This is a genomic window from Psychrobacter okhotskensis (assembly GCF_013248965.1).
GTDB classification, from domain to species: domain Bacteria; phylum Pseudomonadota; class Gammaproteobacteria; order Pseudomonadales; family Moraxellaceae; genus Psychrobacter; species Psychrobacter okhotskensis.
The window spans coordinates 141,604-164,192 of sequence record NZ_JABRVQ010000002.1 but is presented as its reverse complement, the minus strand read 5'-3'; the positions used below and the strand labels follow the sequence as shown (position 1 = coordinate 164,192).

Below are 22,589 nucleotides of genomic sequence, written 5' to 3'. Positions count from 1 at the left end.
TTGAGCTATCATTATCCACTTGCTGACGATATTTTCTAGCGTTTTTGAGTAATCTCTAACGCACTTGAGTAAGCGAACAAAGCGGGAGCACCGCCCGTATGCCAAAATAACACACGATCCGTTTGCTTAATTTTACCTGTGCGAATCATATCTATTAACCCGCCCATCGCACGACCCGTATAAACAGGATCTAACAAGATTCCCTCTGTTTGCGCAGTCATCTCAATGGCTTCGTTTTCCAAAGCACCAACCACGCCATAACCGCCGCCTACATAATCAGAGTTAAGTATTAAATCGCTCTCTGAAAATTGATGGTCGGCTGCGATAAGGGCAGCGGTGCTATTGGCAAGCGCGACGGTATACTGATCAAATGGCACTTTGTCTGTTTCGCCTTTATCGATATTGATACCCACGATTTGCGCAGGCGAGTTGAGCATTTTCTTGCCAAGCATCAAGCCGGCTTGTGTCGCACCAGAGCTAGAGGCAAAAACAATATGAGTAAATGAGACGTCCATGCTGGTACGTTGCGACTCTAACTCTTTAAAGGCTTCTACAAAGGCCAAAGCACCCAATTCATTGGAACCACCATAAGGGATGACGTAGGGTTTTTTGCCTTGTGTTTTTAACTGTTCGACGATTTTAGGAATGTCTTCCCCTTTGCGATGAGCGCCTGCCCAATGAATATGACACCCGAAAATCTTATCCAATAATAAATTGCCACTTGCTTGCTCAGGTTCTTCTCCACCTAATACTAAATGGCAGTCAAGTCCCAAGCTTGCAACGGCAGCAGCAGTTTGGCGACAATGATTAGATTGTGCAGCGCCTGCCGTAATCACGCAATCAGCACCCTGAGCAAGGGCGTCACCCATTATAAATTCAAGCTTACGGGTTTTGTTGCCACCCAATGCCAATCCTGTATTGTCATCTCGTTTCATAAAGATAGTAGGGCCGCCGAGTTTGTCACTCAATCTGGTGAGCTCTATCAAAGGGGTGGGGAAGAAGCCTAATGATTGTCTGGGTATGTGGTTATAGTCCATGTGTTATTCGCTTTATGGGTAGAGAAATTATGAGCTTGGAAGTTATCCTATGATAGTAATTATTGAATATTAATACCATACAATATTTAGCCATGAGAATAGCTATTTTTAGAGTATTAAATATATAATTTTGATAGATAAGTCTGCTCATTGATGACACGTCCTAGCCCAAGTTGCCCGTTTCAATCCATAGAGAATAGGCATTAAGTAAAAACACTGTCTTATCTTCAATTTCTAGAAAAATAGTTATCAGACCAATTTTATTCATTTGGCTTATCAAACAAGGCTTCGATAGGTTTGCTGTGAATCTTAGAGGCGTTAAACAGAGATTTATTAGCCGTATCGCCCTCTGTCCAAAAATTAATATTAAACTGAGCATCATCACTCAGCTCCACTCGGTGCCAATACTGTGGTGGACTAACCGCAAACTGTCCCGCTTTAATGACGATGGTTTGTTCTGGTTCGGTGGCTGCTTCATTGGCAAATCCGTAAAAAGTGACCTCTCCTTGCATGACACAAATCTGACCATACACGCCCTCCGCAGTATTGTGGTGAGTGAGTAGGGCTTTGGGTACTTTATCCTTGGTAAAGAAATGGGTAGAGCGTTTTACTTTCCAATGACTGGGGATGATTATATGGTTCATGAGAACTCCTTGATTGAGTAAACAAAGTGATTTTTATCAAATTTTAATAATCATTAAGCTTAGCATTAGCAGATGTAGCATTGACTTGTTTCAACAGTTATACGATCAGCTTGAATAGTTTTTAAAATTAAATCAAATGTTGTTGAGATAAATTATAACATTCATTTAAAATGAATGTTATAATTTATTTTTAAGGCTTTGGTGGACTGCGATTACTGAGACAGCAGTGTTGCTGATTATTGAAATAACCTTAGGTGTTAGCTATTTAACCGCATGACTTATTAGCAGTATAGGAATCATATAGTCAATTCGACATAAAATCGATACGCTAATATTACCAGTGCTACTGGTATAAATTTTACTTGCGTGCTGTGTCTGCGCTGACAGAGGCTGCGCAAAATTCATCCCAGCAGCACTGTATTTTTTTATAGTGATTCAACTATATTTTAAATAAGTGATGCCTTAAAACACTCTTAAACATTCATTATTAATATATTTTTAAGGGTTATGACCTATTTGCAAGGAGGAGCGAGACATGGGTGAGTACAAGAAGTATTGGTTCGGTTTACTGGCCGTGCTAATCGTGACATTTATATTTTTAGGGTGGGGCGGTGTTGAAATCTATCGCACAGCACCACCAATACCAGATCAGTATGTCGATACTACTGGTCAGGTTTTATTAACAGAAGAGGATATCTTAGATGGTCAATCTGCATGGCAGCGCACAGGCGGTCAGCAGCTTGGTTCGGTATTGGGCCATGGTGCTTATCAAGCGCCGGATTGGACCGCGGACTGGCTGCATAGAGAGCTGGTAGCATGGTTGGATATCAGATCACAAGAGCTATATGGCAGTAATTTTTCTGACGCATCTGATGATCAAAAAGCGGTATTGAACGCGCAGCTGAAAAAAGAATATCGTGGTAGCGTGGTCAATGATAGCGAGCAAGTCGTGCTATCAGACACGCGGATTGCCGCTATCAATCAGATAGCGCCTTATTATATGAGCTTGTATGGTGATGACCCTGCATTGCAAGAGTCTCGAGAGAACTTTGCGATGAAGAACAACACCATAATGGATGCTGCTGATAGACAAAAACTGACCAATTTTTTCTTTTGGACCGCGTGGATTGCTTCTGCTGAACGTCCCGGTACTGGTGCTACCTATACGAATAACTGGCCGCATGAGCCGCTTATCGATAACGTACCGACCTCAGAAAATATCATGTGGTCTATCGCCAGTATTGTCTTTTTAATCGCTGGGGTAGGGTTTCTGATTTGGGGCTGGTCTTTCTTACGTCAAGAAGAAGAGGTTAAACAAATCACGCCAGACGTTGATCCATTAACCAAAGTTGCTTTGACCCCTTCTCAAAAGGCACTCGCAAAATACGGCTTTTTAGTGGTGGCACTGTTTGTATTTCAGGTGTTTATCGGCGGTTTTGTCGCGCATTATACGGTCGAAGGTCAAGAGTTTTATGGTATTCCGGTTGCAGACTTTTTCCCCTATGCGCTAGTGCGTACTTGGCATATTCAGTCGGCCTTATTTTGGATTGCCACTGCGTTTTTGATGGCAGGGCTATTTTTGACACCGCTTATCAATGGCGGGAAAGATCCTAAATATCAAAAACTAGGTGTCGATATATTATGGTTTTCATTAATTATCGTGGTAGTGGGATCCTTCGCCGGTCAGTATTTTGCTTTAGCGGATATATTGCCCGCAAAATATAACTTTTGGTTTGGACATCAAGGCTATGAGTATATTGACCTAGGCAGATTTTGGCAGATTTTAAAATGGGTTGCCGTACTGTTTTGGCTGTTATTAATGACCCGTGGTTGTTTACCTGCCTTTAAAGAACAAGGTGATAAGAACTTACTCGCTATCTTTTTTGCCTCCGTTGTTTGTGTTGGCTTATTTTATGGTGCAGGCTTGTTCTATGGTGAGCGCACTCACTTAACGATCATGGAATACTGGCGCTGGTGGGTGGTGCATTTATGGGTAGAAGGTTTCTTTGAAGTATTCGCTACGGTCTCGCTTGCTTTTATTTTTTATAACTTGGGCTTGGTGAATAAGAAAATCGCCACAGCCAGCTCTATTGCCTCTGCCGCGCTATTTTTGCTGGGCGGTGTACCAGGCACATTCCATCATTTGTATTATTCCGGCACGACCACACCGGTGATGGCAATCGGTGCATCATTCAGTGCGTTAGAAGTGGTGCCATTAGTGGTCTTAGGTTATGAAGGCTATGAGCATTGGTCTATGCAGCGTCAAGCGCCATGGATGAATAAATTAAAATGGCCTATCATGTGCTTCGTCGCGGTCGCCTTCTGGAATATGTTAGGGGCTGGGGTGTTTGGCTTTATGATTAATCCACCGGTATCATTATTCTACCTACAAGGATTAAATACCACTGCCGTGCATTCACATGCTGCACTGTTCGGGGTATATGGATTTTTAGCGATTGGTTTTGTATTACTGGTAATGCGATATATTCGTCCAGACTATATTTTTAGTGAAAAGCTCATCAAAACTGGCTTTTGGGCATTAAATATAGGCTTGGTATTGATGATTGCGACCAGCTTGCTACCCATCGGTATCTTCCAAGCGCATGCTTCCATGACCGAAGGTTTATGGTACGCGCGTAGTGAGGGCTTCTTACAACAAGACTTGTTACAAACGTTACGTTGGGTCCGTACCTTTGCCGATGTCATCTTTATCATTGGTGCTATTTGTGTGGCATTGCAGGTGGTCAAACTGGCGTTTGCAAAACCGTCACACTCTAATTATCAGCCGAACAAACCAGTGAACGATTGATGATAGGGCGTAGGTATTGAAGATAGTGTTTGAGTAAAAATCCCTGCCTAGTAGCGGGGATTTTTATTATTTTGAAACTGGTTTTTAGAAGGGTTTTATCACGAAGTTATGGATTTTTCACTAAACCTCTTCATACATAGATTTGCTAAATTAAGGGTCACTACCACCAAACTTTAACCATCATGGTCACAAAATGGTCACCGTTTGGTCCCTGAGAAATTGGTCACCGACTTCCACAAGATAGAGTGGATGTGCAAAAACTTATCATTCATGCATTTTTGAAGAGTAGATTTTTTGGTAAAGGTGAAAAGAGAGAAAGCATCCAACCCTTATAAAGAAAAGGTTTAAGTGGAAATTCAGACACAAAAAAACCTCAAACAAAGTTATGTTTGAGGCGAAACTTGCTCAGATTTAACATCCGAATTCGTTTTAAATATGGCGCAGCGGACGGGACTCGAACCCGCGACCCCCGGCGTGACAGGCCGGTATTCTAACCAACTGAACTACCGCTGCTTAGGTCGTTTTTAGCATCTTCTCTTATTACAGAGACACTCGCTAAAAAGAGTGGTGGGTGATGACGGATTCGAACCGCCGACATTCTGCGTGTAAGGCAGACGCTCTACCAACTGAGCTAATCACCCTGAGAAGCGTATAAAAATTGCACTGCAATTTTAGCTTCGCAAGAGAAATCCTTTAAATAGGATTTCTTAAAAGTTCTACTATCTAAAGGTGTCACGCTCTAGAATCATAAAAACTTTCAATAACATAGAACTTAATTAAAGCCCCTTGCTGTGGGTGTGTATTATATAGATTTACACCTGCCTGTCAAATATTATTTTAAGTATTTTATAAATTGATGATTATCCTAGTTTTATGGTCGTCATTGTAGCGCTTGTTTAGCCCATATAGTGGCTACGCAGTTACCTATTGTGTGTGTGCTAAAAGCTATTATACTGATAATGCTTTGTGGCACGTGCATGTATTGAATTATTTGATTGGTATTAATTGATTGGTTGATGGAGGCGGGCATAGACACTTTTGCTATTGAAAAGTACTTTACGACATGGTCTTTTGGCGACTTTGCAGAATTGGGACTGATATTACATGTCGTGCTCATGATATTAATGACGCTACGGATTGTATCGGTACAGCGCAATATTGGTGTATCGATTGCTTGGGTTGCCGTGCTTTATACCTTGCCTGTGGTAGGATTTATTGCCTATATATTGCTGGGTGAGCCAATGATCGGACGCCGCTATCGTGAACGCGTGGATCAAGCCAGCCTGCTGATGAATGATATGGCAAAGCGGGAGCATTTGGTCTTTGACAAAGGGCAAGATTTGTTGCCCGACAACTATCGCGGTGTCAGCCAAATAGGGACGCGCTGGACAGGCTTTGGGGTGTTCCCCGATCATCAGATGCAGCTATTAACCGCGCCCAATGCTATTTTTAAGCGTTTGATCGATGATATTGAGTCAGCAAAGAGCATCATCTTGATGGAGTTTTATATTATCTATCCGAAGGGGCAGGTGGTAGAGGTGATAGAGGCATTGGTCGCTGCCGTACAGCGCGGGGTCGAGTGTCATATATTGGCGGATAGTGTTGGCAGTTTCAGCTTTTTTAACAGCAATGAGCACCGAATGTTAGAGCGCGTGGGTGCCTTTGTCCATCAGTCGCTACCAGTAGGCTTGTTCAAGACCTTATTTAAACGTTCAGATCTGCGTAACCACCGCAAGATGGTGGTCATTGATGAATACATTGGTTATATCGGCAGCTTTAATTTAGTCGATCCTAAGTTTTTTAAACAAAACAAAAACGTCGGACAGTGGATCGATGTGGCGATACGTAGCGTTAGCCATCGTACCATTAGTATAGCGACGGCGATGGCCAAGGTGGTGGTTACCGATATCGGTGCTGAAAACAAAAACAATCTAGACGAGCTAAACCAGCGGATAAATAACTATACCCGTAAACTATATGTGATGGATCCGACCATCAATGACATCAATAGCCGGGTGAAGTTCTTAGGTGATAGTATCGCCGCTGATGAGCCGCTACATACGGGCTCAACGTCGATAGTCATACCTCAGATGCCTATAATAGAAGGCGTGGTCGCGCAGTTGATACCTTCTGCACCACAGGTGACGGCGCATGTTATTTACAATACATTGGTGACGGTTATTCATCGCGCCAACAAACGTATTTGTATTACCACGCCGTACTTTGTGCCTGATGAGGCGCTATCAAGTGCGCTGACGATCGCGGCTAAGCGCGGGGTAGAGGTGACGATTATCGTTCCCGAAAAGGTTGATTCGTTTTTAGTACAGCATGCATCCCAAGCGTATTATGAGGAGTTACTAGAGGCAGGTGTGACCATTGCGCTATTTAAAGGCGGGCTGCTGCATGCTAAAACTGTGGTCATCGATGATGATTACTGTTTGTTCGGTACGGTAAATATCGATATGCGCAGCTTTTATCTCAATATGGAAGTCAGCTTGGCGATTTATACCCCAGAAATGGTCGCTCAAATCACTGACTGCCAAGAGACTTATCTGCAAAGCTGTCATTTTTTGACTTTAGCCGAATGGCAGCAGCGTGCAGGTTATGAGCGTTTGTTCGATAATGTGGTACGCTTGTTTAGTCCTTTATTGTAGCGCCTTAACTTTTAGGTTAAGGTAAACTATCTACACATTGCATTACTGTCGCCATCATAACGATGTCATCCTATTCATGACCTATTGAACTGTAAAAGGACACGCTTGCCTTATGTCTGCATCGCCTTTAACGCCACTTGATTATATCGCCGCAGGCTATTGGCAAGATTTCTTAGCGAATCGTCCGGTCGCAGGCGGCATTGCCTACGAAACTCAGCTACGTGATTGCGTTTTGGATGAGTCGCTGGCAAGCTTGCAACGGATAGACACCTTGCTGTCGCAGATACGTCGCGATTTGATTAAAGCGGGTCATTGGGATGAAGAGACGCTGCTAACGGATGAACGTTATCGCAATTTCATGATGTTTTTAGCGTTTTATGCAGGCCAAGTATTGGCACGGCACTGGCAAACCACAGCGCATTGGTATGGTCAGTTCGAGCTGCGCAAACGCTATCCAACATGGTCACTGAGCGCCGATGACTTTTATCAGCATATGGCAGTACTGTATGGCGACAATAACAATGCCAATATTAATGACAGTGTCAACTCACCGATATTTTTTGCCCTAGAACCAGTAGGGTTGCGTTTGTTCGGTCATATTGACCGGCCGTTTGTCGCTGTACAAGGCGGGCAAGTTGCTAGTGGCTTGTATCAAGCGGTCAGTGCCAGATTGCCAAGCGCTGGCAATAATCACACGTCTGCAACGAGCCATCAGAATAATAAAGCTGATATTACGTCCCATACAGCTTCGAATCCCAATACAAATTTAAAAGCAGGTTTAAGCCCGATTCGCATGAAGAGTAGTTCTCAGACAGTCGCTACTAGTGAACACTCTTTAGTAAAGCAGAATATAACGGCTACATCAGCAGATGCTTTAAATAGAGCTGATTTGAATAAAAATGCTTTGAATGAAGCTACTGCTCCACAAATATTGGATCGACTAAGCAATAAAGACTTATCGAATGAACAACAAGGTGAGATAAAGCCTGAGCTGTCTAAATTGGAACCGGCATTAACGCAAACCAAGTCAGATCGCTCGCCGTCAGTCCCTGTCAAACCTTCGCCAACCCCAGAAATTTTTAGCCAGTTATTGATAGAATTAGATGAGATTGAACAGCCACAAACTGCTGGTAATGCTGAATACCAGCAAGCTTGTAAAGTGCTAGAGCAGTTTGAACAGCACATTGCCAAGCAAAGCAAACCACGTGCACAAGTTAGTTTTTCAGAGCGTCATTTGGCAGCAAAAGAGCAAGCGTTGTTAAAACTACGAGAAGCCGCGCATGCTGGTAATACCGCTGCTATGCTACGTCTAGCGATGTATGAGCTACTCGGTGAAGGGTTAGCTACGGATAAAATCACTGGCACAGAGACAGGTGTTGAATGGGTTAAGCAGGCCGCCAGCAAAGACGACAGCCGAGCGCAGCGCTTACTCAGTAGGATGTATTACCAGGGGGTTGGTATAGTGCAAGATATCAATAATGGTAAGTATTGGCTAGAGCAAGCTGCCCAAAATGGTCACGTAGAAGCAGCCAGCTTGGTGGCGCAGTGGCAGCAAGCGCAAGCGTTGATAACGACACAAAAGCAAGAACAACACAGTATCAAGCGCTATCAGCTGTTGCTGGCGATAGTCACAATAATGGCAGTGCTAATATTAATTATTGTCTAAACGATTTTTGTTAGCTCATACTGCGTAAAAGCTTATTATTAAGCAGAAAATTCAGGTAGAATTGTCGCGTTTTTTACCATCAGTTTTTTGAGAATGGTATTATCTGATTCATTACTAATCTGGGCTGTTCTATGCCATCTTCTCCTACGCCATCCAAGCCTTCTACTACCGCGTCTCCATCTAACGCGTTATCCAGTCGAGCTGTGTATCAACCACCCTTTTATTATCAATGTATCATTGGCTTACTCAAGCCGCTATATCGTCTGCAAGTCTGGCGACGCTCACACAAGCGCGATAACTATCAGCAAGAAGTGGCGCAGCGTTTTGGCAAGCACTATCCTGCAGCGCCAACAGCGGATATCAAAGCTGAAATGCACCATAAAGCTGAGATGGATAATAACGTTATCTGGTGCCACGCGGTGTCTTTAGGTGAAACCAATACAGTAGCGCCGTTGCTTGACATGCTGTTGGCGCAGGGTTATCAGATTTGGCTGACCAATACCACGCAGACAGGTTTTGCCCGCGGTGCCAGCCGTTTCGCTGCTGACATTGCTCAAGGTCGGCTTAGCCATAGCTATGTACCTGTAGATAGCCCTGCTGTTATTGAGACGTTTTTAGCGCATGTGCAGCCAGTCGCGGCCTTATTTGTAGAGACCGAACTGTGGGCGAATATTTTAGCCAAGCTATCCGAGCATTGTATTCCGAGCATCTTAGTCAATGGTCGTCTATCAGCCAGTTCATTTACAAGCTATCAAAAAATCGCTGCTGTCAGCGCCAGTATGATGAAAAATCTGACGTTAATTATTGCGCAAGACAATGAGTCTGCCAAACGCTTTCGCCAGCTGGGTGCTCATAGTGCGCAAATTCGGGTGGCGGGCTCACTCAAGTGGGTCATTAATAGACCAATGCTTAATAATGAAACGATTGATAGCAAAACTGATGATGTACAAGCGATTGATAGCAGCGCTGCTAAGAAAGAACATGAGCGTGCCACTATACAAAAGCAAAAGAGCGGTATTGCCGTCGAGTTGGGCATAGCTGATCGTCCTATTTGGGTCGCGGCCAGCACCCATAGCGGTGAAGAAAGCATCGCTCTGTCATTACAGCAGCAGCTATTGTCCAACCCAGCGCTGGCAGATACGCTATTGATTATCGTGCCCAGACATCCTGAACGCTTCGATGAAGTAGCGACACTTATCCAAAACAGCACGTTGATAATGGCACGGCGCAGTAACGAAGAAGTAATCAATGCGGACACGCAAGTCTATTTGGCAGATAGCATGAGCGAGCTGATGACATGGTATGCATTGGCGGATGTGGCGTTGGTGGGCGGTTCTTTGGTCGATGTAGGCGGACACAACCCAGTTGAGCCAGCGAGTGTGGCAACGCCAGTGCTAATGGGACGCCAAACCCAATCGTGTCAAAGTGTGGTCGATAAGCTGGCGAGTGTCGGCGCGTTATATCAGCCAAACAATGCGTTTTATCGTCCAATTACGATAAAGCCAACGACGATAGAGGATGTTGCTGCCAATGATGTTGCTACCAATAATGAAAATATCGCCAATTCAGCTATCAGTAGCTCAGATATCAGTAGTTCAGAGATAAAGGGTAAGCAAAAATCCTCGCGCAAAAAATCCTCATTGGCTGCTAACGATACGGCGCTCATTTATGATCAACTACAGTCTTGGCTTAGCCATCCGCTATTAGCCAAACAGGCAGGGCAAGCTGGCGAGCAGATGACCGTACAGCAGCAAGCAGTATTAACGCGCCAGTTTGCCATGATTGAAAAGGTAATTGAGCAGCATGCAAGCCAAGAGACGCTATGAACTGTCTATTACTACCTACCGAACATTTTTCGCAAGATTCTGCGATAATCAATAATCTGTTGCAAATCAACCATGTCAATCATGTATTGGCAGCAAAAGTGGGCGACACGCTGAAAATCGGGCAACTCGGTGGTAATCTTGGTACGGCGATTATTGAGGAGATTGCTGCTCGCTGTATTCAGCTAGGTGATGTCCAATTGTCAGTTGTGCCACCTGCTAAGTTAAATCTGACTGTTATCTTGGCATTGCCACGTCCAAAAGTGCTGCGCCGCTTGATAATGGATATGACGGCGCTTGGTGTGCGTGATATTATCCTTATCAATAGCTACCGTACACAAAAGAGCTATTGGCAAAGTCCGATGTTGAGTCGCCTCGATGAGTTCGTATTAGAGGGCTTACAACAAGGGGTGGATAGCATTGCCCCGCGCATTACTTTGCAAAAGCGCTTTAAACCCTTTGTCGAGGATGAGCTGGCAAGTCTAATCACTAACCGCGCTATTGTCGCGCATCCTTACAGCGATCTGTCATTTTCGCAGTATGTACAGCAGCACAGACTAGCAAAGCCACGTCAAGATAAAACATTGCTTGCAGACACCAACTTATCTAATAGCGCCTCATTACCCAGTCTCGTCTGTATCGGCGCAGAAGGGGGCTGGATTGACTATGAGGTTGAGCTACTTACCGCGCAAGGCTGTCAGGCAGTGCATATAGGTCCACGCATATTACGTACTGAAGCAGCAGTCAATGCAATTTTAGGTCAGTGGTTATTATAAGTTTGGGGCAATAGCAGCGATAAAGATGGATTAAATAAACAACTGCTGAGCAGAAATTAAGTCAAAAATTGCGTTGTAAAAGCAAGGGCTTAGCCAAATAAATACCAGTTTATCCAGTTAAATAAATGTATTGATAATTAATCTCATTTCTATTAGTATGTTGTTTTCAGATATTATGCGGTTATTAATCTTGATTATTAGTAATTGATAACGATTTTTTATCTCAATTATCTGTAGCACCATTAATGGGGAAAACTATGTCATTGAAAGCTTTCAGCGCAAATTTACCTTCTACCAAGCTTACTTTACCTATTGCCGTATTTGGCATGATGTTAGGACTTGCAGGTTGTAGCAATTCCTCTACGACGGAAGAGAGCGTTGAGGCGGAAGGCTCAGCAGCGAGTAGCGAGCAAGAAGTGGCGAATGATGGCGCGACGAGTGCTGAGGGACAGACGATTACGATCTACTCATCACGTAACGAGCAGCTGATCAAGCCCTTGCTAGACCGCTATACGAAAGAGACGGGCGTCAATATTGAACTGGTGACCGATAAGAGTGGTCCGCTGATGGCACGTTTGCAAGCGGAAGGCAAAAATACGCCAGCGGATATGCTATTGACTGTAGATGCAGGTAATTTATGGCAAGCGGCTGAGCAAGGTTTGCTCCAACCAGTGGCATCGACGGTTTTAGAGGCCAATGTGCCTGCAAAATATCGTGATCCAAAAGGTCAGTGGACGGGTCTGTCATTACGTGCGCGTACTATCATGTATGACCCAAGTAAAGTCAGCGCCGACCAGTTATCCACTTATGCAGATTTGGCCGACCCAAAATGGAAAGGCAAGCTTTGTTTGCGCACCTCGAACTCTGTATATAACCAGTCATTGGTTGCCAGTATGATTGAAAACTTAGGCGAAGAAAAAACCGAAGCCGTCATTCGTGGTTGGGTAGATAATTTGGCTACTGACGTCTTCAGTGATGACACTAGCATGCTAAAAGCTATCGCTGCCGGTCAGTGTGAAGTGGGCCTGTCTAACAGTTATTACTACGGTCGCTTGCTCGATGAGCAGCCGAATTTCCCTGTCAAAGTCTTTTGGGCAAACCAAGGCACTACTGGTACTCACGTGAATATCTCTGGGGCGGGTGTGGTCACAGACTCAGACAATCCTGATGGCGCGCTTAAATTGATGGAATGGTTGTCGTCGGATAAAGCCCAAGGTCTCTACGCCAGCTCTGATAAAGAATATCCAGTCAAAGAAGGCGTCGATGAGTCAGATATGCTCAGATCATGGGGCGAATTCAAAAAAGACGACATCAGCGTGCAAAAGTTTGGCGAGCTGCAAACCCAAGCGATTCAAATGATGGACAAAGCAGGTTATAAATAGAGCCTCTTAAACCCTGCCATACCTAAAAAGCACAGTAGCCAAAAGACAAATGCAGCACTACGTTTAGTAGGCTAAATGAGTTTGACAGTGTGAACGTGCTATTTGGGTATGCGCTGGCTAAGTTAGGATCTCTATGCGTATGACACGGTAATAATGATATGATCACAACGCCAGACGCGTCTGTTCGTCAAGATGAAACAGTCAACGACAATAACAATAGCAATAATGGTAACCATAGTAACCAAGCTGTTAGTCAAGACCATGCCGTTCGCAAACGTATCCTCTCAAAATCAGTCCTAGGACTGATTTCGTTGTTTATGCTGGTACCAATTCTCATCGTCCTGCTGTCATGGACGCAGCCAGTGGCAGACATCTGGACGCATATGCGCGAGTATGTATTGCCGCAAGTTTTCAAAAATACCGCGATTTTATTGGTCATGGTGACGGTCATTTCTGGCAGTATCGGCACTGCACTTGCTTGGCTCACCAGCATGTATCGCTTTCCCGGACAGCGCTTTTTTTCGTGGGCTCTGATGCTACCGCTCGCGATACCGGCTTATGTGCTGGCATTTGTCACCGTTGGTATTGTTGATTTTAGTGGACCGCTACAGACAGGTTTGCGAGAACTGGGTATCGATACAGCTATTCCGTCGGTACGCAATGTCTGGGGCGCAGGCTTGGTGTTGTCACTGGCTTTTTATCCCTACGTTTATTTGCTGGCGCGTCAGGCCTTTTTATCACAAGGCAGGCGGGCGATTGAAGCGGGTCAAATGCTTGGTTTAAGCCGCAGTCGCGTGTTTTTTCGCTTGGCATTACCACAGGCCTTGCCGTGGGTCATTGGCGGCTTGTTACTTGCCAGTATGGAAACGCTTGCAGATTTTGGCGCGGTTTCAGTCTTCAATGTTGATACCTTTACGACGGCTATTTATAAGGCTTGGTTTGGCTTCTTTAGTCTAACGACAGCCGCCCAGTTGGCCGCTTTGTTAATCGGTGTGGTATTTATCGTGGTATTGTTTGAGCAGTATTGGCAAGGCAAACGCGGCAATACAGTGACTCAAGGCAATAATCAACGTTTTGAAGCCAGCACGTCTGCTAAATTGGCTATGACGTTACTGTGCACACTGGTGTTTTTGCTGGCCTTTTTAATACCGTTCTTGCAGCTCATCTACTGGACGGCGTTAAACTTCCGCCAAGATTTTGACGCTCGTTATATTGATTTTGTCACCAACAGTCTCATGATTGCGAGCATGACCACCATTTTTATTGCTTGCTTGGCAGTCATCATTGCGTGGATTAAGCGCCAATATCCTGATAAATCAACCAAGCTCATGACCACTTTATCCAATCTAGGCTATGTGGTGCCGGGAACAGTATTAGCTGTTGGCATATTTATTCCGATTGCTTGGCTTGACAATCAGCTGATTGCTTTTGGTATAACCTCGCAACAAGTGCTGTCTGGTAGTGTGATTGTAATGCTCCTTGCTTTATCGACGCGCTTTATGACTGTAAGCTTTCAGCCAGTCGATCGGCAGTTACAACGACTGACTGTCAATCAAGAAGCGGCGGCTAAATTGCTCAGTGACAGCCCTTATCAGCGCTGGCGACAAGTGATGTTGCCCGTACTCAGCCCTGGGGTGCTAACGGCATTACTGATGGGCTTTGTCGAAGTGATGAAAGAGATGCCAATCACCTTGATGACAAGGCGGCAGGGCTGGGATACGCTAGCAGTGCGGGTGTTTGAGATGACCAGCGAAGGCATGTGGGGCAGGGCAGCATTGCCAAGCTTACTGATTGTGCTGGTCGGTCTTATCCCTGTTTGGATATTGCTACGTCAAAGTGATAAGCAAAGGTAAGTTGAGCGCAGTTTATTATTTAATAAGTTAAAGACAGAGTTGCTCGCGCTCAAGGATTCATTAGCACCATAATTTTTACCGTTTTATTTATTGGTTTTATTCACTAATAGCTTACTGGTACCGTCTATGTATACTGACTTGATTAAAGACTCAACAGACCCAGCCAATCCTAAGTCGGCTACGGCTAAAATGGAAGTGCGTGCTGGCAATGTAAAAAAATCACCAGTATCAACAGATGAAGCCTATCAAGTACAGCATAATAATATCGCTAAGCATGATGGTCATTCTAGCGCACATACTGAGACCAATATCGCCACCAATCCTTACTTTAGCGTCCAAGATTTAATTGTCGGTTATGACGATACCATCATCGTTAATGGACTATCGCTAAGCTTGCAGCAAGGTGAGATTGGCTGCTTTTTGGGTTATAGCGGCTGCGGCAAGACCACAGCATTACGAGCCATTGCAGGGCTAGAGCAAAGTCGGCGCGGCACGATTGGCTTAAATAACCAACGCTTGACAGAACAGACACCGACGACCTCGTTCGCCGTCGCGCCAGCCAAGCGTGGCATGGGCATGGTGTTTCAAGATTATGCGTTATTCGGGCATTTAAGCGTGGCAAAAAACATCGCTTTTGGTCTCAATAAATGGTCAGCAGCCGACAAAAAAGCCCGCGTGGCTGAGATGCTAAGCCTCGTTGAATTGACGGAGCATGCTAATAAACGCCCCAATGAGCTCTCAGGTGGTCAGCAACAACGCGTTGCTTTGGCACGCGCGTTAGCACCGAAGCCCAAGCTTTTGCTACTCGATGAGCCGTTTTCTAATTTGGATGTGGTGCTTCGCGAGTCATTGGCCATGAATGTCCGCGATATTCTCAAACGTACCAATACTACCGCTATTTTGGTGACTCATGATCAAAACGAGGCTTTTGCGCTGGCAGATAAAGTAGGGGTCATGGATAAAGGTCGACTGGTACAATGGGCGACACCAAGCGAGCTATATCATGAGCCAGTCAGTCCGTTCGTTGCTGAGTTCGTCGGCGAAGGCGCAATGATAGACGGCATCATCAAGGAAGGTCACGTTGAGACTGCACTTGGTGATATCTATCGTCGTATGGAAGTCTATGATGAGTCGGGACAGCCGCAGTATTGCGAGTACGACTATCCCAACGGCACACCGATTAAGGTGCTGGTCCGTCCTGACGATATTATTCATGATGATGACAGTCCCCGAACCGCTTTAGTAGTGGGGCGTGTCTTTCGCGGTGCTAATTATCTGTATCGCTTGCAACTCGATGATGGGCAGACGGTTTTGTCCTTGGTCGCCAGTCATCATAATCATGAGATTGGCTCGCAAATTGGGATTTTGCCCATACTTGAGCATGTCGTTGTCTTTGATGAAAAAGACATCAATGCGACGACGTGGTCAGAGTACGATCGGTCCGAGCGCGTGGCAGAAGCCAGATAGTCGCTTTAACAAACGCTACTTTAGATGCTCGTTATCATTCCACTTAAGCAACTTGCCGAGTTGCCATGATATGCAGGTAACGACCCAGCCATTTATACGGCTCTCGTTGTGAGTAGCGTAGCTCCATGCGTATGACTGCATCAGGATCGTTGTGACCGCCGCGTTTGAGCGGCGCATAATCATGAAACACGCGCAAGCCACTGGTTAGAATCGTTTGGTAATGATGAGCTTCTAACCAAGACTCGACTTCTTCCTTGGCGACTGGATGATTAGGGGTCAGGCTTTTTTTATTGTCAGCCTTATAATCCGTGTTATCGAGCAGATTAAAATTACCCATAATCAGATTACGATAGTCAAAGCTCGCTGGATTATAAAAGCAGAGCGACAGTGCGCCATGCTCAGCCAATTGGCGGTCAAAAAAGTCCATGATAGCGGCTGGTTCTGCGAGCCATTCGAGTAGGGCGTGTGACATTATCAAATCAAACTTAGCTGCGTTTTCAGTATTATCAGCCCCACTGCCTTTATTTTGCCAGTTGTCTATTGCCAGTTTATCTATCGCCAATTTGTCCTCAAGCTCTTGATACGGGCAAACATACCAGCGTATATGTAGATTCTTATCGATTTCTGCGGTGCTCGCTTTTGCTTTCTCTAACATATTGGCAGAGATGTCATTGATGACCACGCTATGGCCTTGAGCGGCAAGCTCAATCGCAATCTGAGCCAGCCCCGCACCCACATCTAAAATCCGTAAAGGCCGCCCAAGCTCTTTGCTCATCTGCGCCGTATAGTCAAAGATATCACGGCGCAATACTGCCAGCCGAATGTCGCCTTTAAGACCACCGTAGACCTTTTTTTCAAAATGATCGGCAATCGCATCGAAGCTACGATCACTGCGCATCTCTTCTGCTTGGATAGAGTGTTGCAGAGATTCTGTTATTGCTTGCTTGTCGTTTGTACTGTTTTTCATATCACTTGGCATAAGGGTTTACACTGTCTAAGGAGTAGGGGTTGGGTGGATAGTATCAAGGCAAAATCATGTAAACAAAGCCTATGACATGTAAGCAGGAGTGCTGACCTCTCTGGTATCGTGAACCTCATGGCTAAAAGTATTAGCGTTGCGAGGACAATTGTGATGTTCAAGAGCATGTTTTCCGGTAGCTTTTGCTCACTTTTTACGGTATATATAGTAAGGTATCAGACACATTGCTGATGCATTAACTGTCATCAAATACTCTGATTAAATCAACACTGTCAAACGACTTCTATCTACTGCCAAGGACGCTTGGCACTCTTCTGTTTTATTACTGCTAAGGATAGCAATTATGATTATCGCCTCTTCCTCTATTATAAATAAGCCTGTCATGTCACGTTGTTTGCTCTCAGTTGCCATTGCGAGTAGTTTATTACTCGTCGGTTGTGGCGACGATAACGATTTTGACGCTGTTGATTCAGATACCTCGTCAGCCACGTCAAAGTTTGTAAAAAGTTTTAGTACGAGCCAAATAGACAGTGGCTTTGGTAATAGCGCAACGCCAGCGGCCAAATGCGGCGTGACTATAGAAAAGGTCAGCTATGATACCAAAGGTGCTGCCGATGAAGATACCACAGCGACAGCGGCATTGATGGTACCGACTGGCGATGCGGCTGAATGCCAAGGCGACCGTCCAGTATTATTATATGCCCATGGTACGACCACTGAGAAGTCTTATGACTTTAATCAAGTAGGCAACCTAAACAATCCGGCGGTTGGCGAATCGACGTTAATCGCTGCGAACTTTGCTGCCCAAGGTTATATCGTCGTAGCGCCAAACTATGCAGGCTACGATGAATCAGAGCTTGATTATCACCCTTATCTGGTTGCCCAGCAACAGTCTACGGATATGGTCGACGCCTTAGACAGCGCCCGCTCAATCATTGACAGAAAAAAACGTGCCAACGATGCCAATTACCTCAAGATTGATGACTCAGGTAAATTGTTTCTCGCTGGTTACTCGCAGGGTGGCTATGTGGTTATGGCAACCGCTAGATTGCTAGAGTCACAAAACAAACCTATTACGGCGATAGCACCATCTTCCGGCCCTTATGCCTTGGCGGCCTTTGGTGATGACATCTTTAGAGGCAATGTCAATATTGGCGCTTCTCGGTTTGCGCCCTTGCTTGGTATTGGCTTGCAAGAAAAGTACGGCAATATCTATCAAGATAAATCCGATATCTTTTTGGATAAGTATGCCAGTGCGCAATTACCAAGTGATTCACCATTTGGCGAATTGGTAGCGGCTGGTAAATTACCAAACAATGCGTTGTTTCAAAAGACGCCGACGAATCCAGTATTGGATGGTTTGTCCAAAGGTTCTATATTCTCATTTTTGGGTGGTTATGATGACAATGATTACTTGATAAAATCTGATTTCCGCGCGGCTTATGTGACGGATACCATCAACAATCCTGATGGGCTATTTGCAGAAAATGGCAATGATTTACCTGCTGCCAATCCGCAGAATAATCTGCGTAAAGCGCTAAAAGACAACGACCTACGTGGCTATGTGCCAAAAATGCCAACACTCATCTGCGGTGGTAATCAAGATCCGACCGTCTATTATGATATAAACACCGGCTCTATGGCAAAATTATTGCAAGCAGCCAGTACCAACAATCCTGCAGTTAAACTTAATGTGACGGTATTAGATGTAGATACCGATAATGCGGATAGTCGTCCAGACCAGCCGAGCCTTACAATGATTGGTCAGGCATCAATGAACAAGTGGAATGCCAACACTGTGGTCACCAGTGTGCAAACCAACTTTAGTAGTAGTGTGGCTAAAGTGAAGGCAGATGCCGAAGCACAAGGTCAAAACAGCTTACTGGCTTTTTATAGCAACTATCATGGTGGCTTAGTCAGTCCTGCCTGTACGCAAGCTACCCGTGAGTTCTTTGCGCAAAATTTTAACCAATCTTAAGAATATTTGGGCATAAAGGGTTTAAGCGTAAAGACATACCATAGACTAAAAGACTGCATCCTAGTGGGTGCAGTTTTTTATGGGTAAACCAATGAGCTTTTGGAAGAATAAAACGATGAAATCAATGATGCTATCTTTGCTGGCCTTGACCTTTGTACTGTCTTCTATGAGCCAAGCACAAGCAAAAAATACCCCTTGCTCTGGTAAGATGGGCGGCATCTCGCATTGCTCAAAAGAGGGCAAGTTTGTATGCAAAAATGGCAAAATTAGCCAGTCTAAACAAGTATGTCGTTAAAGTCGTTTTGGTAGATATTACCAGATTAAAAAATTAGCGCTAATGAGCTGTTTTGCTTGATTTTTATGACAGTCAGAACCCCCTAAATCAACAAATTTGTGCTAAAATGGCTTCTTTTATTAAACATTACTTTTAACAAAAACCGTATCGCCATTTTCCTATGGTTTTGCCCGTCTGATGGTGCTTTTCAGCGTTGATAAAGCAATCATAGTTGCGCGTTTGTGCCGCTATATTTTTGTATCAGCGTAAGCACTTTTGAGGCGTGCAACCTATAGCGAAAGTATGTGAGTGAAGGAGTGTATATGAGCGACTCGATCAGTCCTATTGCCATCGTGGATGAATTAAAGCAATCCTATTTGGATTATGCGATGAGCGTGATCGTCTCGCGCGCGCTGCCTGATGTGCGTGATGGGTTCAAGCCAGTGCATCGCCGTGTGATGTATGCGATGCACGTATTGTCTAATGACTATAATAAAGCTTATAAGAAGTCGGCGCGTGTGGTCGGTGATGTCATCGGTAAATATCACCCGCATGGCGATAGTGCGGTCTATGATGCGATTGTACGGATGGCGCAGGACTTTAGCTTGCGTTACCCGATGGTTGATGGTCAAGGTAACTTTGGCTCGATTGATGATGATCCACCGGCTGCCATGCGTTATACCGAAGTACGTATGACCAAGCTGACCCATCAGATGCTGGCTGACTTGGACAAAGATACCGTCGATTGGGAAGACAACTACGATGGCTCTGAGCGTATGCCAAGCGTGTTGCCAGCGCGTGTTCCTAACTTGCTGGTCAATGGTGCGACTGGTATTGCGGTCGGGATGGCGACCAATATGGCGCCGCATAACCTAACCGAGGTCATTAATGCCTGCTTAGCGTATGCCGAAAACCCACAAATATCAGCCGAAGAGCTGATGACGCATATCTCTGGTCCTGACTTTCCTACGGGCGGTATCATCTATGGTCGCGCTGGTATTTTAGATGCTTACCGCACTGGTAAAGGCCGCCTGCATGTGCGCGGCCGCTATATTATTGAAGCGATGAGTGATACTGGTGTCAACCGTGACCGTGAGCGTATTGTCTTTACCGAAGTGCCTTATCAGACCAATAAAGCCAAGCTGATTGAGCGTATCGCCGAGCTGGTACGTGACAAAAAAATCGAAGGTATTACTGAGATTCGTGATGAGTCTGATAAAGACGGTATGCGTATCGCCATTGATTTACGTCGCGGTGAAACAGCCGAAGTAATCGTCAATAATTTGTTCCTGCAGACACCGCTTGAATCTAGCTTTAGTATCAATATGGTGGCATTGGATAACGGCCAGCCTAAGCTATTGACCTTACGTCAGTTAATTGCCGCCTTTGTCCGCCATCGTCAAGAAGTGGTCACGCGTCGTACCATTTATGAGCTTAATAAAGCACGCGTTCGTGGTCATTTGCTTGAAGGCTTAACCGTTGCACTTGCGAATATTGATGAGATTATTGCGACGATTAAATCCTCTGCAAACCGTGGCTTGGCACGTGAAAACCTGCTAAATAATACATGGGGTTCAGGTAGCGTCGTGGCGATGTTGACCGCTGCTGGTAGCCAGTCAGTACGTCCAGACTTTATCGAAGGCGAAGATCCAAAAGCACCGTTTGGTCTGATTGATAATCAAGAAAGCTATCGTTTGTCACTTGAGCAGGTCAATGCCATTTTAGACATGCAGCTGCATCGTTTGACGGGTCTTGAGCAGGACAAATTAACTGAAGAATACCAAGACTTATTGCGTGAAATCGCGCACTTAGAATCTATTCTTGGTGATTTCGATAAGCTGATGTCCATTATTTCAAATGAGATGATTGAGATTCGTGAAAACTTTGGTGATGAGCGTCGTACCGATATTATTGACTCACGTATGGACTTTAATCGTGAAGACCTTATCCCTGAGCAAACCGTGGTAATGACGGTTTCTCGTACCGGTTATGCAAAAACGCAGCCAATTGATGATTATGTGGCACAAAAACGTGGTGGTAAAGGCAAGTCAGCCACTGCAATGAAAGAAGACGATGTGATTGATCACTTAGTTGTGACCTCAACGCATGCCACCGTACTTTGCTTTACGGATACCGGTCGCGTCTTTAGCCTACGTGGGTTTGAAGTGCCGATTGCCAGTCGCGGTGCCCGTGGTCGTCCATTAGTGAATTTAATCGGATTAAATCCTGATGAAACCGTGACAACCATCTTGCCTATTCCAAAAATCGTAGAAGAATTGTCGGTAAAAGATGAGATGTCATTAACAAGCGCTCTAGTAGACGGCGATGACAGCTTATCAGAAGATAATAATTTAGAGGATAGCACGCAAGCAGAGCCACCTTTTGTATTCTTTGCAACGGCCAATGGCACAGTGAAGCGTGTCGAGCTTAAGCAATTTGCCAATATTCGCTCGAATGGCTTGATTGCCGTTGGTTTAGAAGACGGTGATAAGTTGGTAAGCGCGCGTATCACTAGCGGTAGCCAAGAAGTCATGCTATTTGCTTCAAGTGGTAAAGCCATTCGTTTTGATGAAAATGATGCTCGCGCTATGGGCCGTACCGCTAAAGGTGTCCGTGGTATGCGTCTGGCTGCTGATGAATTTATCAAATCATTGGTTGTCATTGAAGATGATGTACTCGAAATCTTAATTGCTTGTGAAAATGGCTTTGGTAAGCGTACCTTGATCGATGAGTTCAATACGCAAAATCGTGGCGGTGGCGGTGTTATCGCTATCAAAACTAGCACGCGTAATGGGGCATTAGTACGGGCGACCAAGGTTGATCCTGAAGACGACATTATCTTAATCTCTGACAAAGGCACATTAGTGCGCACGCCAGTCCAGCATGTGGCCAGCTCTGGTCGTAATACGCAAGGTGTCACGCTGATTCGTCTGTCAAAAGATGAAAAACTGGTGGCGATGGCGCGTGTTGATCACGAAGAAAGTGACGACGAGCTAATCGATGCCATGAGAGAAGACGGTACGTTTGATGTGGAAGGTCAAGAGCAGATAGATATTGATGCGGCAACTGGCGACACAGCGACGACTGATGTCAACGATGTTATCGATATTGCCAATGATCCTACCTTGGATAATGACAGTACTGACAACGAAAACACAGACGATGACGAATAAATGTTTCAGTGCCTAGCTTTTTAGTTTAGTTTTCATAACTGTTCTATCAAAAAGCCTCTGACGTTATCGTTGGA

At 44.9% G+C, this 22,589-nt stretch carries 14 protein-coding genes and 2 tRNA genes; 11 read left to right on the top strand and 5 right to left on the bottom strand.

What is annotated here, in order from left to right; all coding sequences use genetic code 11:
* Window positions 1-35: 35 nt before the first annotated feature.
* Both HQR03_RS02055 and HQR03_RS02050 read right to left on the bottom strand, forming a co-directional pair.
* On the bottom strand, window positions 36-1,037 hold the full coding sequence (locus tag HQR03_RS02055) for a D-cysteine desulfhydrase family protein (protein WP_173238957.1): 1,002 nt from the start codon (window positions 1,035-1,037) through the stop codon (window positions 36-38).
* A 260-nt stretch (window positions 1,038-1,297) separates the two neighbouring features.
* Window positions 1,298-1,681, bottom strand: a complete 384-nt coding sequence (locus HQR03_RS02050; protein WP_025650555.1) for a TehB family protein — start codon at window positions 1,679-1,681, stop codon at window positions 1,298-1,300.
* Window positions 1,682-2,216: 535 nt separating this feature from the next.
* On the opposite strand from HQR03_RS02050, the gene HQR03_RS02045 reads away from it, so the two are divergent.
* Window positions 2,217-4,490, top strand: a complete 2,274-nt coding sequence (locus HQR03_RS02045; RefSeq protein WP_173238956.1) for a nitric-oxide reductase large subunit — start codon at window positions 2,217-2,219, stop codon at window positions 4,488-4,490.
* A 436-nt stretch (window positions 4,491-4,926) separates the two neighbouring features.
* Here the strand turns inward: HQR03_RS02045 and HQR03_RS02040 are convergent.
* Together HQR03_RS02040 and HQR03_RS02035 are read right to left on the bottom strand one after the other, a co-directional pair.
* Window positions 4,927-5,003 (bottom strand) — tRNA-Asp (locus HQR03_RS02040).
* A 52-nt stretch (window positions 5,004-5,055) separates the two neighbouring features.
* Window positions 5,056-5,131: transfer RNA gene (locus tag HQR03_RS02035), tRNA-Val, on the bottom strand.
* 375 nt (window positions 5,132-5,506) lie between these two features.
* On the opposite strand from HQR03_RS02035, the gene HQR03_RS02030 reads away from it, so the two are divergent.
* The 7 genes from HQR03_RS02030 (at window position 5,507) to HQR03_RS02000 (ending at window position 16,111) form a co-directional block, all read left to right on the top strand.
* Window positions 5,507-7,144, top strand: coding sequence for a cardiolipin synthase (locus HQR03_RS02030; RefSeq protein ID WP_173238991.1), 1,638 nt, complete (start codon window positions 5,507-5,509; stop codon window positions 7,142-7,144).
* Window positions 7,145-7,256: 112 nt separating this feature from the next.
* Window positions 7,257-8,810: a tetratricopeptide repeat protein gene (locus tag HQR03_RS02025; protein WP_173238955.1), complete on the top strand. Its 1,554-nt coding sequence runs from the start codon at window positions 7,257-7,259 to the stop codon at window positions 8,808-8,810.
* A 131-nt stretch (window positions 8,811-8,941) separates the two neighbouring features.
* Window positions 8,942-10,636: a 3-deoxy-D-manno-octulosonic acid transferase gene (locus HQR03_RS02020; RefSeq protein ID WP_173238954.1), complete on the top strand. Its 1,695-nt coding sequence runs from the start codon at window positions 8,942-8,944 to the stop codon at window positions 10,634-10,636.
* The gene (locus HQR03_RS02015; RefSeq protein ID WP_101211683.1) at window positions 10,633-11,409 is read left to right on the top strand and encodes a 16S rRNA (uracil(1498)-N(3))-methyltransferase; all 777 of its coding nucleotides are present in this window, start codon (window positions 10,633-10,635) and stop codon (window positions 11,407-11,409) included. Before HQR03_RS02020 ends, HQR03_RS02015 begins: the two co-directional genes overlap by 4 nt.
* Before the next feature lie 257 nt (window positions 11,410-11,666).
* Entirely contained in the window at window positions 11,667-12,791 is a 1,125-nt protein-coding gene (locus tag HQR03_RS02010) for an extracellular solute-binding protein (protein WP_101211684.1), read from the top strand.
* A gap of 158 nt (window positions 12,792-12,949) precedes the next feature.
* The gene (locus HQR03_RS02005; protein WP_025650548.1) at window positions 12,950-14,644 is read left to right on the top strand and encodes an ABC transporter permease; all 1,695 of its coding nucleotides are present in this window, start codon (window positions 12,950-12,952) and stop codon (window positions 14,642-14,644) included.
* A 126-nt stretch (window positions 14,645-14,770) separates the two neighbouring features.
* Window positions 14,771-16,111 (top strand): ABC transporter ATP-binding protein, encoded by a 1,341-nt coding sequence (locus tag HQR03_RS02000; RefSeq protein WP_025650547.1) that lies wholly within the window; start codon window positions 14,771-14,773, stop codon window positions 16,109-16,111.
* A gap of 43 nt (window positions 16,112-16,154) precedes the next feature.
* On the opposite strand, the gene HQR03_RS01995 is transcribed toward HQR03_RS02000, so the two are convergent.
* Window positions 16,155-17,009 carry a methyltransferase domain-containing protein gene (locus HQR03_RS01995; protein ID WP_413786418.1) on the bottom strand — a complete coding sequence of 285 codons (855 nt, stop codon included), beginning with the start codon at window positions 17,007-17,009 and terminating at the stop codon, window positions 16,155-16,157.
* Window positions 17,010-17,433: 424 nt separating this feature from the next.
* On the opposite strand from HQR03_RS01995, the gene HQR03_RS01990 reads away from it, so the two are divergent.
* The 3 genes from HQR03_RS01990 to gyrA all read left to right on the top strand — a co-directional run bounded on the left by HQR03_RS01990 (window position 17,434) and on the right by gyrA (window position 22,515).
* A complete protein-coding gene (locus HQR03_RS01990; protein ID WP_025650545.1) occupies window positions 17,434-19,068 on the top strand; it encodes an alpha/beta hydrolase family protein in 1,635 nt (544 codons plus the stop codon).
* A gap of 79 nt (window positions 19,069-19,147) precedes the next feature.
* Window positions 19,148-19,363 (top strand): YdcA family protein, encoded by a 216-nt coding sequence (locus HQR03_RS01985; RefSeq protein ID WP_227502410.1) that lies wholly within the window; start codon window positions 19,148-19,150, stop codon window positions 19,361-19,363.
* Between the two features lie 302 nt (window positions 19,364-19,665).
* Window positions 19,666-22,515, top strand: coding sequence for a DNA gyrase subunit A (gyrA, locus tag HQR03_RS01980; RefSeq protein WP_025650543.1), 2,850 nt, complete (start codon window positions 19,666-19,668; stop codon window positions 22,513-22,515).
* The last annotated feature ends 74 nt before the right edge of the window (window positions 22,516-22,589 follow it).

Coding starts and splice junctions, on each gene's coding strand:
- HQR03_RS02045 (WP_173238956.1), top strand. CDS start 2,217: ATGGGTGAGTACAAGAAGTATTGGTTCGGTTTACTGGCCGTGCTAATC.
- HQR03_RS01990 (WP_025650545.1), top strand. CDS start 17,434: ATGATTATCGCCTCTTCCTCTATTATAAATAAGCCTGTCATGTCACGT.
- HQR03_RS02000 (WP_025650547.1), top strand. CDS start 14,771: ATGTATACTGACTTGATTAAAGACTCAACAGACCCAGCCAATCCTAAG.
- HQR03_RS02030 (WP_173238991.1), top strand. CDS start 5,507: ATGGAGGCGGGCATAGACACTTTTGCTATTGAAAAGTACTTTACGACA.
- HQR03_RS02020 (WP_173238954.1), top strand. CDS start 8,942: ATGCCATCTTCTCCTACGCCATCCAAGCCTTCTACTACCGCGTCTCCA.
- HQR03_RS02025 (WP_173238955.1), top strand. CDS start 7,257: ATGTCTGCATCGCCTTTAACGCCACTTGATTATATCGCCGCAGGCTAT.
- HQR03_RS02005 (WP_025650548.1), top strand. CDS start 12,950: ATGATCACAACGCCAGACGCGTCTGTTCGTCAAGATGAAACAGTCAAC.
- HQR03_RS02055 (WP_173238957.1), bottom strand. CDS start 1,037: ATGGACTATAACCACATACCCAGACAATCATTAGGCTTCTTCCCCACC.
- gyrA (WP_025650543.1), top strand. CDS start 19,666: ATGAGCGACTCGATCAGTCCTATTGCCATCGTGGATGAATTAAAGCAA.
- HQR03_RS02015 (WP_101211683.1), top strand. CDS start 10,633: ATGAACTGTCTATTACTACCTACCGAACATTTTTCGCAAGATTCTGCG.
- HQR03_RS02050 (WP_025650555.1), bottom strand. CDS start 1,681: ATGAACCATATAATCATCCCCAGTCATTGGAAAGTAAAACGCTCTACC.
- HQR03_RS01985 (WP_227502410.1), top strand. CDS start 19,148: ATGGGTAAACCAATGAGCTTTTGGAAGAATAAAACGATGAAATCAATG.
- HQR03_RS02010 (WP_101211684.1), top strand. CDS start 11,667: ATGTCATTGAAAGCTTTCAGCGCAAATTTACCTTCTACCAAGCTTACT.
- HQR03_RS01995 (WP_413786418.1), bottom strand. CDS start 17,009: ATGCGCAGTGATCGTAGCTTCGATGCGATTGCCGATCATTTTGAAAAA.